The 13,939-nt window shown below is 74.2% G+C and carries 10 protein-coding genes; 4 read left to right on the forward strand and 6 right to left on the reverse strand.

Annotated elements, in window-relative coordinates; all coding sequences use genetic code 11:
- Nucleotides 1-15 precede the first annotated feature (15 nt).
- On the forward strand, nucleotides 16-1,473 hold the full coding sequence (locus MTF69_RS10730; RefSeq protein ID WP_243332968.1) for a hypothetical protein: 1,458 nt from the start codon (nucleotides 16-18) through the stop codon (nucleotides 1,471-1,473).
- A 75-nt stretch (nucleotides 1,474-1,548) separates the two neighbouring features.
- On the opposite strand, the gene MTF69_RS10735 is transcribed toward MTF69_RS10730, so the two are convergent.
- On the reverse strand, nucleotides 1,549-2,331 hold the full coding sequence (locus tag MTF69_RS10735) for a lysophospholipid acyltransferase family protein (protein ID WP_243332970.1): 783 nt from the start codon (nucleotides 2,329-2,331) through the stop codon (nucleotides 1,549-1,551).
- Between the two features lie 75 nt (nucleotides 2,332-2,406).
- Here MTF69_RS10735 and MTF69_RS10740 point away from each other — a divergent pair, with 75 nt between their 5' ends.
- Nucleotides 2,407-2,658, forward strand: a complete 252-nt coding sequence (locus MTF69_RS10740; RefSeq protein ID WP_243332974.1) for an acyl carrier protein — start codon at nucleotides 2,407-2,409, stop codon at nucleotides 2,656-2,658.
- Nucleotides 2,659-2,681: 23 nt separating this feature from the next.
- Here MTF69_RS10740 and MTF69_RS10745 read toward each other — a convergent pair whose 3' ends face one another.
- A complete protein-coding gene (locus MTF69_RS10745; protein WP_243332976.1) occupies nucleotides 2,682-3,617 on the reverse strand; it encodes an ion transporter in 936 nt (311 codons plus the stop codon).
- A gap of 209 nt (nucleotides 3,618-3,826) precedes the next feature.
- Here MTF69_RS10745 and MTF69_RS10750 point away from each other — a divergent pair, with 209 nt between their 5' ends.
- Entirely contained in the window at nucleotides 3,827-5,155 is a 1,329-nt protein-coding gene (locus tag MTF69_RS10750; RefSeq protein ID WP_243332978.1) for a CoA transferase, read from the forward strand.
- Nucleotides 5,156-5,271: 116 nt separating this feature from the next.
- Here the strand turns inward: MTF69_RS10750 and MTF69_RS10755 are convergent, their stop codons facing one another.
- Nucleotides 5,272-7,245 carry a putative Ig domain-containing protein gene (locus MTF69_RS10755; protein WP_243332980.1) on the reverse strand — a complete coding sequence of 658 codons (1,974 nt, stop codon included), beginning with the start codon at nucleotides 7,243-7,245 and terminating at the stop codon, nucleotides 5,272-5,274.
- Between the two features lie 657 nt (nucleotides 7,246-7,902).
- Between MTF69_RS10755 and MTF69_RS43365 the strand changes: the two genes are divergently transcribed.
- The gene (locus MTF69_RS43365) at nucleotides 7,903-10,776 is read left to right on the forward strand and encodes a LuxR family transcriptional regulator (RefSeq protein WP_308401390.1); all 2,874 of its coding nucleotides are present in this window, start codon (nucleotides 7,903-7,905) and stop codon (nucleotides 10,774-10,776) included.
- 61 nt (nucleotides 10,777-10,837) lie between these two features.
- Here MTF69_RS43365 and MTF69_RS10765 read toward each other — a convergent pair whose 3' ends face one another.
- From MTF69_RS10765 to MTF69_RS10775, 3 genes are all read right to left on the reverse strand, one after another.
- Nucleotides 10,838-12,283 (reverse strand): glyceraldehyde-3-phosphate dehydrogenase, encoded by a 1,446-nt coding sequence (locus MTF69_RS10765; RefSeq protein WP_243332982.1) that lies wholly within the window; start codon nucleotides 12,281-12,283, stop codon nucleotides 10,838-10,840.
- Between the two features lie 81 nt (nucleotides 12,284-12,364).
- Nucleotides 12,365-13,024 carry an NADPH-dependent FMN reductase gene (locus MTF69_RS10770; RefSeq protein ID WP_243333243.1) on the reverse strand — a complete coding sequence of 220 codons (660 nt, stop codon included), beginning with the start codon at nucleotides 13,022-13,024 and terminating at the stop codon, nucleotides 12,365-12,367.
- A 130-nt stretch (nucleotides 13,025-13,154) separates the two neighbouring features.
- Nucleotides 13,155-13,922, reverse strand: coding sequence for a 3-hydroxybutyrate dehydrogenase (locus MTF69_RS10775; protein ID WP_243332984.1), 768 nt, complete (start codon nucleotides 13,920-13,922; stop codon nucleotides 13,155-13,157).
- Nucleotides 13,923-13,939 lie beyond the last annotated feature (17 nt).

Raw genomic sequence — 13,939 nt, forward strand, 5'->3', positions numbered from 1 at the left:
CCGGGAGACCTTGAGATGACTTCTGACCACGGCGGCGGCGACTCCACGGTGACGCTCGCACCACGACCCCCCGAGACGGCCTGGGCCCTGGAGAACGCCGTGTTCAGCGCGGCCATGGCCGCCCAGCGGCTGCCCTGGACGGACGCCGCGGCCCGTGCGCTGGGACTGGACGCCCTGACCCGCGAAGGGGTGCGGCGCACCCTGCTGGAACACCTGCGGCGCACCCGCTCCGGGCGCCCGGTCCGGCTGCGCACCCCCTTCGGCACCTTCCTCGTTCCGCTGACCCCAGCGGTGGCCGAGGCGCTGCTCGTCCGGGCGGACGAGGCGGGCGAAGCGGCCGCCGATGGGCTTTCCGATGCCGGACACCGGTACGGGCTGTCCCCGCACACGTCGCCGGCCTGGGAGGACGTCGCACCGGGCGGCGAGCTGCCCGCCCTCGTGGCCCGGGAGGTGGACGAGGCCGTCGAGGGCCGGCGTGGCGACGGCACCCTGGAGTGGCAGGCCTGGAGCCGGGTGACGGCGCGGCTGAGCCGCCGACTGGTGGCGGGCGAAGCGGCCGCCGAGGACACCCTGCTCAGCGAGATCGTCACCCGGGCCACGGCAGCGGAGGGGCGGGGCGCCCGCGAAGACCTGGCGGCCGCCCTCCGGCGCAGGACGGCCCGATACCTGCAGAGCCCGGACCCGGCCTCCCTGGCCGGCCGGCTGGCCCGGTCAGGGGCCTGCGCCGACACCGTGACCGCCGCCGTGGCCCACGCGCTCGCCCTGGTCTCCGAGGCCGCCGCCGGGGCGGCCCTGCAGGCCCTGGCCCTGCACGCGGTGGAGCCGTCGACCGCTCCGGAGGAGGCCGTGGCCCGCGCGCTGCGCCACTACCCTCCGGTGGCCGCCGCGGTGCACCGGGTACGGACGCCGTTCGTCTGGGAGGGCGTCGAGATCGCCGCCGGTACGGAGATCCTGTGCGCGCCGGGCTGGCTCTCCGCGCCGAAGGACGGCGCCGGACCGGGCGCGTGGCCGTCGGCGCTGTGCGGAGCACCCGGCGATTGCGCGGCGACCCGGCTCGCGGTGCTCGTCGCCGAGGAACTCGTACGCGCGATCACCGCGGTCGCCCGGCCCTTCGTGGTCGCGCCGCGGCTGGCCGCCGGCCGGCTGCCCGGCACGCTCGAGGCACGCTCGCTGCTCGTATCGCTCCGGGAACTCAAGGGTGGCCAGGTCGACGGCCGGGTCACGGTCGGCAGGCCGACGGCGCTGCCGGTCCCCGTGCGCGGCTGTGCATCCACGTCCTACGGGGCCCTGGCGCAGGCCAGCGCGGACCGGCTGGCGGCGCACGCGCAGAGCCTCGCGGCCTGCGCCCGGGCCGACGGCTGGGACCGGGACGAGGCGGGCGAGAACTTCCGCATGGTCCTGCTCGATCACGCGGGGCGGTGCGCGCAGGCGGCCGGCAGCGTGCGCAGGGCGGCGAACCGGCTGGCGGACTGAAGGGCGGACCGGGCGGCGCGCGGGCGCTGCCCGGCCGGGGTCCGGCCGGGGTCCGGGCCGTGTTCCGGTGCGCGGCTACCAGAAGGGCGTCTCGCGCCGCCGGCGCTCCCTGTCCACCAGGGACTGCACGGCCTCCTGGGCCTGGCCGCACAGCCGGCCGGCCGCGGCCTTGCGGTCGGAGTAGGACTCCGGCCGGGGCGGTGCGGGGATCGGCTCGCCGACGGTGATGAGCCACTTCGCCGGCAGCGGGAGGAGCGTGGTCAGCGGAAAGTAGGGGAGGCCGAACAGGCGGGCCAGGGCCGGGATGTCGCCGAGCTTGGGGTACGTCTCCTCGGCGCCGATCACGGACACCGGGATCACCGGGGCTCCGGCCTGGACGGCGGTCGCCGCGAAGCCGGGGCTGAACGGGCGCAGCCGGTACCGGCTGCGGAAGGGCTTTTCCAAACCGGAAATTCCCTCGGGAAACACCCCCACGAGGTCCCCGGCGGTCAAATGTTCCAGCCCGAGCGTCGGATCGAGTGGAAAGGCGCCGAGTTTGCGGGCGTGCGAGCCGATCACCGGAAATCGAAAAACCATGGATGCGGCCGGAACGTGCAGGGGCCGGTCCAGATTCCGGGTCAGTGATTTGACGAGGACGAACGCATCGAGTCCCCACGCCCCCGAATGGTTGGCTACGATCACGGCCGGTCCATCCGCCGGGATATTCTCCAAACCGGCGATCTCGAGCCGGAAGTATTCGTCCATCAGCCAGTCGAGCAGCCGGTCCCAGACGCCTTCTCCGGCCTCACCAAGCCGCTCCTTCGCGTAACGGAACTCGGCGGCCCCCGCCACCATCACATCGGTCACGCTTTCCGACACGAGTATTCTCCCTTTCCCACCGGTCGTCGGCGCCACTGTGGCGCAAGGGCCGCACTATCGCAAACAGGAGCCGTCATGACCACGTCCGCACCCGAATCCACGATCGACCTGATCGGTGAAATCCTCATCGACATGGGTGAATTCACTGCCGGGGAGGTGCACGCCGATGCCCGGCTGCAGGACCTGCTGACCGATTCCCTGATGGTCGTGGAGATGGCCATGGCCCTGCACGAGAGGCTGGGCGTCAAAGTCGACGAGGAGGAACTGCGCGACCTCATCCTCGCCGAATTCGCCGCGGTCCTCGACGCGCGGCGGAACGCGCGCTGACCCGGCGCCGGGCCCGGCCGGTCCTAGCGGGCGCCGGCCGAGGCGTGGGCCGGCGGAGCCGGAGCCGCTGCCGCCGCCGACGTGGCGTGCACGGCGTCGAGCTGCGTCTCCATGTCGTCGAGCGCGCTGCGCACCGCGGCGATCCGCAGCAAGAGCTCGTCGGCGGCGTCCGGCGGCGACTGCTTCGCCAGCAGCAGGGCCCGCTTCTCCTCCTTCTCGGCCTCGTCCTCCATCTCCCGCGCCTCCTCAAGGGCGTTGAGGACCACCCCGATCAGGACGTTGACCAGGACGAAGGAGCCGAAGAGCACGTAGGAGGCGTAGAAGAGGATGCTCAGCGGGGAGATGGCCAGGCCCGCGTGGACGGCGTCCCCGAGCCCTTCGAGCGTCATCAGCAGGAACAGGGTCAGCCCGGCCCGGCCGATGGACCCGTAGTGCTGCGGGTCGTGCTCCGCGAAGCAGATCCAGCCGATCATCGCGTACACGTAGACGATCAGCGCGCCCACGAACAGGAAGCTGACGGTGCCGGGCAGGCTGCGGCCCACCGCGACCAGCAGGACCCGCAGCTGGGGCATGAACCGGGCGGTGCGCAGGACCCGCGCCAGCCGCAGCAGCCGAAGCAGCGTGGTGTTCTCCCGGAGGAACGGGATGAAGGCCGAGGAGACCACCAGCAAGTCGAAGACGTTCCAGGGGTCTTGGAAGAAAGCTTTCGGCCGGTCGGCGTGCGCGCCGAGGCGGATCAGCATCTCCAGGGTGAAGGCGATCACGCAGAAACGCTCGGTCGCCGAAAAGAGGCCGCTGTACTCGGCGGAGAGGCCGCTGTACGTCTCGGCCCCCAGGAGCGCGGCGTTGAAGAGGATCACCGCGAAAACGGTGAGCGAGAACGCGGGCGCCTCGCACACGTCACGGCAAGGTGCGGCAAGCCTTCCACGCCAGGTGTCCACCGCGGTCGGGTCGGTCATCGTGCTCCCTCGTACGGGCCACCGGCCGCCCCCGGCCCGCACGCGCCGGCTGCGCCGCGACGGAAGACGAGGCAGCCGAGGCGATGTTCATGTTCCGGGTCGTGTAACGCCGTACGGGGGAATTCGAGACGCCCTGGAGCGCTACATCGCCCGATCGGGGACCCGGCCCGCCCCGCGAGGGCCGTGGCAGGGAGGGCAGGATGGGGCGCATGACGAGTCGTGACGGTGGGACCGGACAGGCATGGGCCGCGCTGGGCGGCCCCGAGGAGCTGGCGGTGCGGGTCGGGTACCGGGGGCCGAGCGGGCTGGAGGACGGGCCGCTGCCCGTACGGGAACTCGCGCGGGCCACGGTGGGGGTGTGCGCGCTGGCCGCCGCCGAGCTGACCGCCGTGCGGGCCGGGGGCGGTGCGCAGGACGTGGCTCCGCTGCTGGTCGACGAAGGGGCCGTGGCCACGGCGTTCGTCAGCGAGCGCCACCTGCTGGTGGACGGCCGGCCGCCCGTGACGTTCGCGCCGCTGTCGGGCTTCTGGCGGGCCGCCGACGGGTGGGTGCGTACGCACGCCAACTACGCGCACCACGAGACCGCGTTGGTACGGGTCCTGGGTGCCGGCACCCGGGAGGGCGTGGCCGGGGCGATCGCCGGGCGCCGGGCGGTGGACGTCCAGGAGGAGGTCTACGCGGCCGGCGGCCTGGCGGTGTCCGTGATGACGGACGGGTACGGAGCGCCGCAACCCCTCGTGGAACGGACCGGCTCGGGCGTGCGGGGACGATCCCTCGGGGCGGTCGCCGAGGGCGCCGGACTGCCGATGGCGGGGGTGCGGGTGCTCGACCTGACCCGGGTCATCGCGGGGCCGGTCGCCACCCGGACCCTCGGACTGCTCGGCGCGGACGTCCTGCGGATCGACTCCGCGGGACTCCCGGAATCGGACGACGCGTACGCGGACACCGGATTCGGGAAGCGCTCCGCGCTCCTGGACCTGGGGGAGGCCGGGGACCGGGCGGTGTTCGACGGGCTGCTGGCCGGCGCGGACGTGGTGGTGACGGGCTACCGGCCGGGAGCACTGGAGCGCTACGGGCTGGGCGCGCAGGAACTGCTCGCGCGGCGGCCGGGGCTCGTGGTGGCCGAGCTGTGCGCGTGGGGGTGGCACGGACCCTGGGCGGGCCGCCGGGGCTTCGACTCGCTCGTGCAGGCGGGGTACGGGATCTCCGCGGCCTGCGGTGACGGGCACCACCCCGGGGTGCTGCCCGCGCAGGCACTGGACCACGGGACGGGGTACCTGGCGGCCGCCGGCGTGCTACGGGCACTCGCGGACGGCGGTGGGCAGGCCCTGCGGTTCTCCCTGGCGGGGACGGCGTCGTGGCTGGTCCGCGAGGTCCCGGCGGCCGGCGCCGCCGTACCGGGGTACGCCCCGCAACCGTGGCTGCGCGAGACCGCGTCGGGATACGGGCCGCTGCGGTACGCGGCTTCGCCCCTCGGGGGCCGCGGCTGGGAGCGGGGCCCCTCCCGCTGGGGGACGGACCGGCCCGCCTGGCTCTGAGGCGCAGGCCGGGGGTGCGCGCCAGGGCGGGGCCCCGGCCGGGATGTCGGCCGGGGCCCCGCGGGGTGGCGCCTACTGCCCCCGGGGTATGGGGGTGCGGCGAGTGCGGAGACGGATCAGAAGTAGACGTTCCAGGTCACGCTGACCGAGGACGACTTGCCCGCCGCGTCGGTCACGGTCAGGGTGCTGCCGCCGAAGCCCCAGGTGGTGGGGGAGCCGGTGATGACACCCGTGGTGGCGTTGATGCTCAGGCCGGCCGGCAGGCCCGTGGCCTTGAAGGCGTAGGGCTTGGTGCCGCCGGTGGCCTGGAGGGAGAGGGAGACCGGCTTGCCGATGTAGACGGTCTGGTTGCCCGGGTTCGTCAGCACCGGGCTGGTGCCCGTGACGGTGCTGACGGTCCAGGAGAACGTCGCGGAGGCGGCCTTGCCCGCGTTGTCCGTGGCGGTGACGGTCACGTTGGAGGTGCCGGCCGTGGTGGCGGTGCCCGTGATGGCGCCCGTCGCGGAGCCGATGCTCAGGCCGGCGGGCAGGCCCGTAGCCGACCAGGAGTAGGGCGCGGTGCCACCGGTGGCCTTGACCGTCAGGTCGGCCGCGGCGCCGACGGCGGAGCTCTGGCTGCCGGGGTTGGTCACGGACAGGGCCGTACCCGCGGTCGTGATCGACCACGAGAAGGAGGTGGAGCCGGACTTTCCGGCGTTGTCGGTGGCGGTGACGGTCACGTGGGAGGTTCCGGCCGTGGTGGGGGTGCCCGTGATGGTGCCGGTCGCGGAGTCGATGGCCAGCCCGGCCGGCAGGCCCGTCACCGACCAGGCGTAGGGGGCCGTGCCGCCCTCGGCGCTGTTGCGCAGCTCGGGTATCCGGGCGCCGATGACGCCGTTCTGGGCCGAGACCGCGGCGACGGTGACGTTGCCGGGCTGCGGGGTGGTGACGACCAGCGTCAGCTTGAACCTGGTCAGGGCCTCGACGACGGGCTGGAAGATGGTGTACTTCTCACCGCTGCCCGAAGTGCAGGTGGCACTGCCGCCGCCGGAGTGCAGGCCGACGCCCTTGCCGCCGGTCGCGGTGACGTACGCGCCGCCCGAATCCCCGCCCGCTGAGCAGGCGTTGGAGTACGACAAGCCGTCGATGACCACGTTGCCGTAGTCCACGCTCTGGTTGACCTTGGTGACCTCGCCGCACCGCATGCCCGTGGTCTGCCCGGAGCGGCAGACCGCGGTGCCGACCACGGCGTCGGCGGAGCCGGTCACGGCGATGGCGGTGTGGGTCGAGTCGCCAGCGACGTAGGGGGAGAGGTTCCACCCCGACTGGTCCACGTCGACGACGCCCATGTCGCCTTCCCGGGCGTTGACGCTGCTCTGCCCGTCCTTGTTGGACGTACCCACGCGGGTGCCGTCCTTGCCGTAGGCGGGCTGGTTGACGTCGTTGGTGCAGTGACCGGCCGTCAGGAAGGTCTTGGCGCCCCCGGTGACCCGGGTGGCGGCGAAGCCGATGGAGCACGGGCTCTCGCTGCCCGGCACCCACTTCTCGCCACCGGTCACATCGGCCTGCTGCCGCGGGCCGTCGGAGGTCTCCGTGACGTGGACGATGCCGCCGAGGGCGGCGAGGCGGGCCACGAAGGCGTCCGTGGAGGCGTTGCGCGCCGTCCGGTCCACCGTGACGTCGATCCGGTTGTTGCGGACGTCGGGACCCCACGACACCACACCCGCGATCCCGGATCCGATGTCGCGGGTCACGGTCCGGGCGGTGGCGGCCAGCTCGGCCCGGCTGTAGCGGGCCTGCCGGGCGACGGCGCCCGCGTCCCGCACCAGCGCCGCGTCCGCCGCGTCGGAGACGGCCGCGTTCAGCCGGCCCGTGGAGGAGTCGAACCACATGCCCGCCACCCGGTCGCCGACCCGGCCCCGGATGAGGGTGGCCGCCTTGCCGGCCGCCGCTTCGTCGGCGATCCGGTCGCGGACCTCTCCGGCGGAGAGGTGGAGATCGCGCTGCATGGCCTCCAGGACCTGCGGGGACACGGACGGTCCGGGCTGCGCGGCCGCGGTGGCGTGGGCGGGCAGGGCGGCCAGGCCGCCGAGCGCGACGACGGCCGTCACGGAGGCGGCCGTAACGGAGGCCCACTTGGACCTGTTTGGCAGATTTCGCACGGAAATCCCTTCATGGGGGGCGGACCGGAGGGGTGGACCGGTACGGATGCACGTCCCGTGGGGGAGCACAGGACCCTTCACCTCCCCGGAGCCCGCATGTCGCAGAGCCGCGTCTGCGCACTCCGGGGTGGCCAACAGAGTGATCCCGGGCCGGTGCCGGGAGCATCGGAGGAATCCCTTGCTGCCGACCGCGGGGACCACATGGGCCACCCGCCCCAACCGGCATCGCCACGGCCCGCGTTGTCCCCCTGGGTCGACAGGCTGCCGCCCGCGGCGCTCACGCTGTCCACGCGCGCGGCGCTCGCGCTGTCCACGCGCGCGGCGCGGGCGGCGGCCCGGCCCGGCGCGCGTATGGCGAGCCGGGCCGGACGCCCCGGGCCCGCCCGGTGCGCGGTACGGCGAGCCGTCCGGACCACGCCCCCGCCCCTCCCGTGGAGGGCCGTGGTGCCCCGGGTCTGCCACCCCGCACCCGGAGCGCGGACGGCCCGCCGTCGCACCACCATCGCCGGGAGCGGCGCCCCTTGGCATCAGGGGAAACCCTTGATCCCCGGGCCCGGCGGCGCCCGGCGTTGTCACGGGAACCGAGGCCGCCTACGGTGCCTCCTCGTGACGCCAGACACTGACTTGGAGCTACCCGCGACGGCCGCAGGGGCCCGGCGCGCGGTCTCCGGCGCGGCCGCCCACGTGGCCGGGGTGCTGGAGCGCGACGGGCGGGTGGCGCTCGCCGGCCCCTGGGGCGCGGGCAAGACCACCGTCCTGGAGGACGTGCTGCGCACTCTGCCCACCGGCCCCGGCCCCGGCCCCGGCTCCGCACGGACGGTGCTGCGCGTCACGACGGTGGAAGAGGACCAGGGCCACGTCTTCGGCGCGCTCGCCCAGATGCTGTCCCACTGCGGCGCTGCCCAGCTCGCGGTGCTCTCCGGCAGGCAGAACGAGGTGGTCGACCGGATCCTGCACCGCGGCGCCGACGAACCGCTCGCCGCCTGCGAGCAGTTGCCCGCCCGCCTCGCGGTGACCGCGCTGCTCGCCCCGGGCCGCTGGATCCTGGCCGTGGACGGGGCCCAATGGCTCGACCCGGCCAGCGCCGACGTCCTCGGATACGCCCTGCGCACCCTCGCCGCACCCGGGCTCACCGCGATCGTCACCGAACGCGTCCACGGCCGGGCGCAGGCCGCCGCCCGGCTGCTCGGCGGGCATCCCGTCCAGGTCGACGTGGACCCGCTCGACGCCGAGGAGACGGCCGCCCTGCTCGACGCGCACGGCCTGCCCACCCGCTGGGCGGGCCCCCTGCAGAGCCACTGCGGCGGCCACCCCCTGCTGACCTCCGTGTCCTGTACGGCACTTGCGCGGCTGCCCGCGTCCCAGCGGCACCGGCCCGTCATGGCCGGGCAGACGGTCGACGCGGCCGGGGCCTGGCTGCGGGCCACGCTCGGCGAAGGCGCCCGGCACACCCTGATGCTCGCCGCCCTGACGAGCCGGCCCTCGCTGCCGCTGCTCCTGAGGGCGGGCCGCGCGGACGCCGAGGAACACCTGGCCCAGGCCCGGGCCGCCGGGGTGCTGAGCGTGGACCCGGCGAGCGCCGTCCACTTCACGGCGGCGGCCCTGGCCCGGGCCGCCGCCCGCTCCGGGGCCAGGCCCCTGCGGGCGGCCGCCCACCTGACGCTCGCGCGGGCCGTCGGAGACCCCGTGCACGAGGTGCGCCACCGGGCCCTGGCCGCCGACCTGCCCGATCAGGGACTGGCCGAGGACACCGAGACCGCCGCGGCCACCGCCCGCGAGGCGGGCGAACGGGCCCTGGCCGCCGAGCTGTTCCTCCTCGCCGCCGAGATCACCCCGCCGGCCCGGTCCGCGATGCGCATCCGCAGGCTCTCGTACGCCGCCCAGGAGGCGGCCTGCGCCGGCTCCGTCGACATCGCCCGGCAGGCGGCCGACGCCCTGACCGCCAGCAGGGCCGAGCCCACCGACCAGGTCACCGCCCTGCTCGCGGTCGTCGACGCCCACGGCCAGGCCCTCTCCGATCTGGAGCCGCTGCTCGCGCGCTGCCGGGAACTGGCGGCGGGCCACCCCGGCCTCCTCGCCGCCGTCGAGCTCCGCGCGGCCATCGCCGCCAACGTCGCGCACTCGGCCCCCGAGCGGGCCCTGCGCGCGGCCGGCCGGGCCGCCGAACTCGCCGCCGCCGACGGCCACCGCCCCCTGCAGGCGGCCGCCCTGACCATGCGCGCCCGCATGGAACGCGTCCTCGGCACCGCCGACGCGCCGAACACCCTCGCCGAGGCCCTCGGCCTGGGGGTCCCGGCCCAGCACTCCGGCATCCGCAACAGCGCCCAGTACCTCGCCGCCCGGCACGCCGTCTTCGACGACCGGCTGGCCGAGGCGCGCGAGCGGCTCGTGGACCTGCTCGCGCTCGCCGAGCACGAGGGCGACGCCGAGGACCTGGTCGACATCTGGCGCAGCCTCGCCGAGGTCGACACGCGCCTCGGCGCGTGCGCCCCGGCGCTCGCCTGGGCCGATCAGGCCGTACGGCTGTCCACCGGGGCGGGGCTGTCCATGGGCCCCGCCTGGTACACCGCGGCGCTCACGCAGAGCGCCGCCGGATCCTTCACGGCCGCCCTGCGCACCGCGTCCTGCGGGGCCCGCGCCTCACAGGAGGAGAGCGACGGGCTGTACGTGTCGCGCAACCTCTGGGTCATGGGCGCGGTCCAGCTGCACACCGGTGACGTGGCCGGCGCCGTGGCCTCGCTCACGGCCGTCGCCGAGGCCGAGCGGCACGTCCCTCGCGCCGACCCCGGCATGTTCCGCTGGCAGCCGGACGCCGTGGAGGCCTTCACCTGCGCGGGCCGCCTCGACCTGGCCCGCGAACTGCTGGAGCGCGCACGGCCCGCCCCGGGCCCGGCCGGGGCCGGTTCGGGACCGGGCGCGGCGCTGGACCGCGCACACGGGATCCTGCTGGCCCGCGGCGGCGCCGCGGAGGAGGCGAGCGGCCTGCTCCACCGCACGGCGTACGCCTTCGAACGGCTGGGGCTGCCCCTGGAGCAGGCCCGTACGCTCCTCGCCCTGGGCCGGGTCGAAAGGGCCCGCAGGCGCCAGGCGGCCGCCCGCGCGGCGTGGGAGGCGGCCCGTGCCGTCTTCGACGACACCGGCGCCCGCCCCTGGCAGGAGCTCACCCGGGAGCTGCTCGACCGGGCGGGCGGATCGGCTCCGGCCACCGGTCAGGCCACCGGCTCGGCCACTGGACCGGCCCCGGGCGCGAGCAGGCTGACCGAGTCCGAGTCGCGCCTGGCGGACCTCATCTGCCAGGGCGCCACCAACCAGGAGGCCGCCCAGCACATGTTCATCTCGGTCAAGACCGTCGAGGGCATGCTGAGCCGCGTCTACCGCAAGCTCGGCGTCCGCTCGCGCACCCAGCTCGCCGCGGCCCGCGCCGCCGCGGCCCGCGCCGCCGCGGCCCCGGCCCGGGACGCACGGACGCCCCCCGAGTGACCTGGGGTCACTCGGGGGGCGTCCGGTACATCCGGTCCTGCGGGGACGGGGTCCTGGGGGATCAGACCGCCGGCGCCGGGTAGGTCGGGTACTCGACCCCGGAGACGTACTGGACGACCCGGACGACCTGGCAGGAGTAGCCGAACTCGTTGTCGTACCAGAGGTAGAGGATCGCGTTGTCCCCGTCGACCTTGGTCGCGCCCGCGTCGACGATCGAGGCGTGACGCGAGCCGATGAAGTCGCTGGAGACCGCGTCGGGCGCCGTGGTGAAGTCGATCTGGCGCTTCAGCGGAGAGGTCAGCGACACGTCGCGGAGGTAGTCGAGCACCTCTTCGCGGGTGGTCTCGCGGCCGAGGCGCAGGCTGAGGATCGCGATCGAGACGTCCGGGACGGGGACGCGGATCGAGCTGCCGCTGATCGGGGCCTTGAGGTCGGGCAGCGCCTTGGCGACGGCCGAAGCGGCGCCCGTCTCCGTCATGACCATGTTGAGCGGCGCGGAGCGGCCGCGGCGGTCGGCGCTGTGGTAGTTGTCCAGCAGGTTCTGGTCGTTGGTGAACGAGTGGACGGTCTCCACGTGGCCGCGCAGAACGCCGTACTCGTCCGCCATCGCCTTCAGCGGCGGGACGATCGCGTTGGTGGTGCAGGAGGCGCAGGACAGGATCTGCTCGTCCGGCTTGATCGTGTCGTGGTTGACCCCGTGCACGATGTTCGGGACGTCGCCCTTGCCCGGAGCCGTCAGGACGACCTTGTCGATACCGGGGCGCAGGTGCTTGGACAGGCCCTCGCGGTCGCGCCACTTTCCGGTGTTGTCGATCAGGATGGCGTCCTTGATGCCGTACGCCGTGTAGTCGACCTCGGACGGGTCGTTGGCGTAGATCACCTTGATCTCGTTGCCGTTGGCGATGATCGTGCTGGTCGCCTCGTCCACGGTGATCGTGCCCTGGAACTGGCCGTGGATCGAGTCGCGGCGCAGCAGCGAGGCGCGCTTGACGAGGTCCGCCTCACCGCCGCCGCGGACGACGATGGCACGCAGGCGCAGGCCGTTGCCGGAACCGGTCTTCTCGATGAGCAGCCGGGCGACGAGGCGGCCGATGCGGCCGAAGCCGTAGAGGACCACGTCGCGGCCCTCGCCGCGCTCGATCTTGTCGGCACCCGTGGCGCCGGAAACGGCGCCGGCGGTGAACTCCTCCACCGACAGACCGCGGTCGTCCGCCGCGTACGCCGCGGCGAGCATGCCGAGGTCGATCTGCGAGGGACCGAGGTCGAGGGTGGTGAGCGCCTGGAGGAAGGGGAGGGTCTCGGTGACCGAGAGCTCCTCACCGTCGATCTGGCGCGCGAAACGGTGGGTCTTGAGAATGCTCACCACGGACTTGTTCACCAAGGAGCGGCTGTGCAGGAGGATCGTGACGTCCCGCTCCCGGTGCAGCTTGCCGATGATCGGGATCATCGACTCCGCGATCTTCTCGCGGTTCTTCCAGTTGGTGAACGAGTCGTCATTGACAGTCACAGAATTATCTTTCGAGCTAGGCGGCGCTCATATGCTAACCCGCGCGCGGATCGCTCCTTCAGGCACCCCCTGGGCAGGCGGTCAGCCCTCCGCGCGCTGGGTGACGGGAGCGGTGCTCTCGTCACCGAGGAACTCGTACCAGCGGCGCTGGAGGCACAGGTAGCGGGTGTCCGCCTCGGCGAGCGCGAGGAAGGAATCGACCGTGTCGGCCAGCCGCTCGCGCAGGCCCGGATCGGTCAGCTCGCCGTCCTCGCCGAAGGCCGAGTGCGCCATGGCGAGGCTGAACATGTCGGGGTACACCCGGGCCCCGAGGTGTTCGAGCGGGACCCGCAGAGCCCAGAGCCCGCGGTTCCCGCCGATCATCGACGGGGACGCGGACACCAGCAGCGTCTGCTTGTCCTTGAAGGGCTGCGGCCGGAACCGGGACACCCAGTCGACGGCGTTCTTCAGGACGCCGGGCACGGAGGCGTTGTACTCGGGCGAGGCGATCACCAGGGCCTGCGCGGCCAGCAGCCGCTCGCGCAGGGCGGCCGACCCCGCGGGCTGGCCGTCGGCCTGCTCGGCGTCGCCGTCGTAGGTGGGCATCACGAAGTCCCCGATGCGGGCGAGGTCCGCGACGGCGCCCGACCGCTCGACCTGACCGGCGACGAGCGCGGCCAGCCGGGCGTTCACGGAGCCCTCGCGGGAGGACCCCGCGAGGACGAGGACCCGTAGCGCGTCGGATCCGGTGGTGACGTTCAGGGGATCCGGGGCGGCCGGATCCGTCGGGAACTTCGGGCTCTGGGGCTGGTTCGCATCGGTCACGTGCGGGACCGTACGGGACCCGCCGGTGCTCCCCCGGCGCGGCGCACGGGCTGTCACCCGGACGGGGTCAGTTGGCGCCCCAGCCGCCGTCCAGGGGGAGCGAGGAGCCCGTCACGTAGCCGGTGTGCGGACCGCACAGCCACAGGGCGGCCGCCGCGACCTCCTCGGGCTCGATGAGCCGCTTGATCGGCGACCGGGTCAGCAGCACCTCGGAGAGCACGTCCCCGGCGGGGATGCCGTGGGCGGCGGCCTGGTCCAGGATCTGCCCCTCGACCAGGGGGGTGCGGACGTAGCCGGGGCTGATGCAGTTGCTGGTCACCCCGTACGGGGCCCCCTCGATCGCGGTCACCTTGCTCAGGCCCTCCAGCCCGTGCTTCGCCGTCACGTAGGCCGATTTGTACGCGCTGGCGCGCAGCCCGTGCACGCTGGAGATGTTGACCACCCGGCCCCAGCGGGCGGCGTACATGTGCGGCAGCACGTGCCGCAGCAGGAGGAAGGGCGCGGTGACCATCACCTGCTGGATCAGGGCGAAGCGCTCGGGCGGGAACTCGGTGATCGGGGCGACGTGCTGGAGCCCGGCGCTGTTGACCAGGATGTCGACGGCGGCGGGCAGCCCCCCGATGGCGCCGGGGTCGGCCAGATCGGCGGTGTGGGCGTGCCCGCCGACGAGGTCGGCGACGGCCTTGGCCGCCGCCGCGTCGATGTCGGCCACGTGCACGGTGGCCCCGGCCTCGGCCAGGGCCACCGCGCACGCCCGGCCGATGCCGCTGGCGCCGCCCGTCACCAGGGCGACGCGCCCCCGCAGACCGGTGGGAGAAGGAAGTTCGCTCGTCATGGCTGGAAGCGTAGGGA

The sequence above is a fragment of the Streptomyces sp. AP-93 genome (genome assembly GCF_022808175.1).
Taxonomy (GTDB): Bacteria; Actinomycetota; Actinomycetes; order Streptomycetales; family Streptomycetaceae; genus Streptomyces.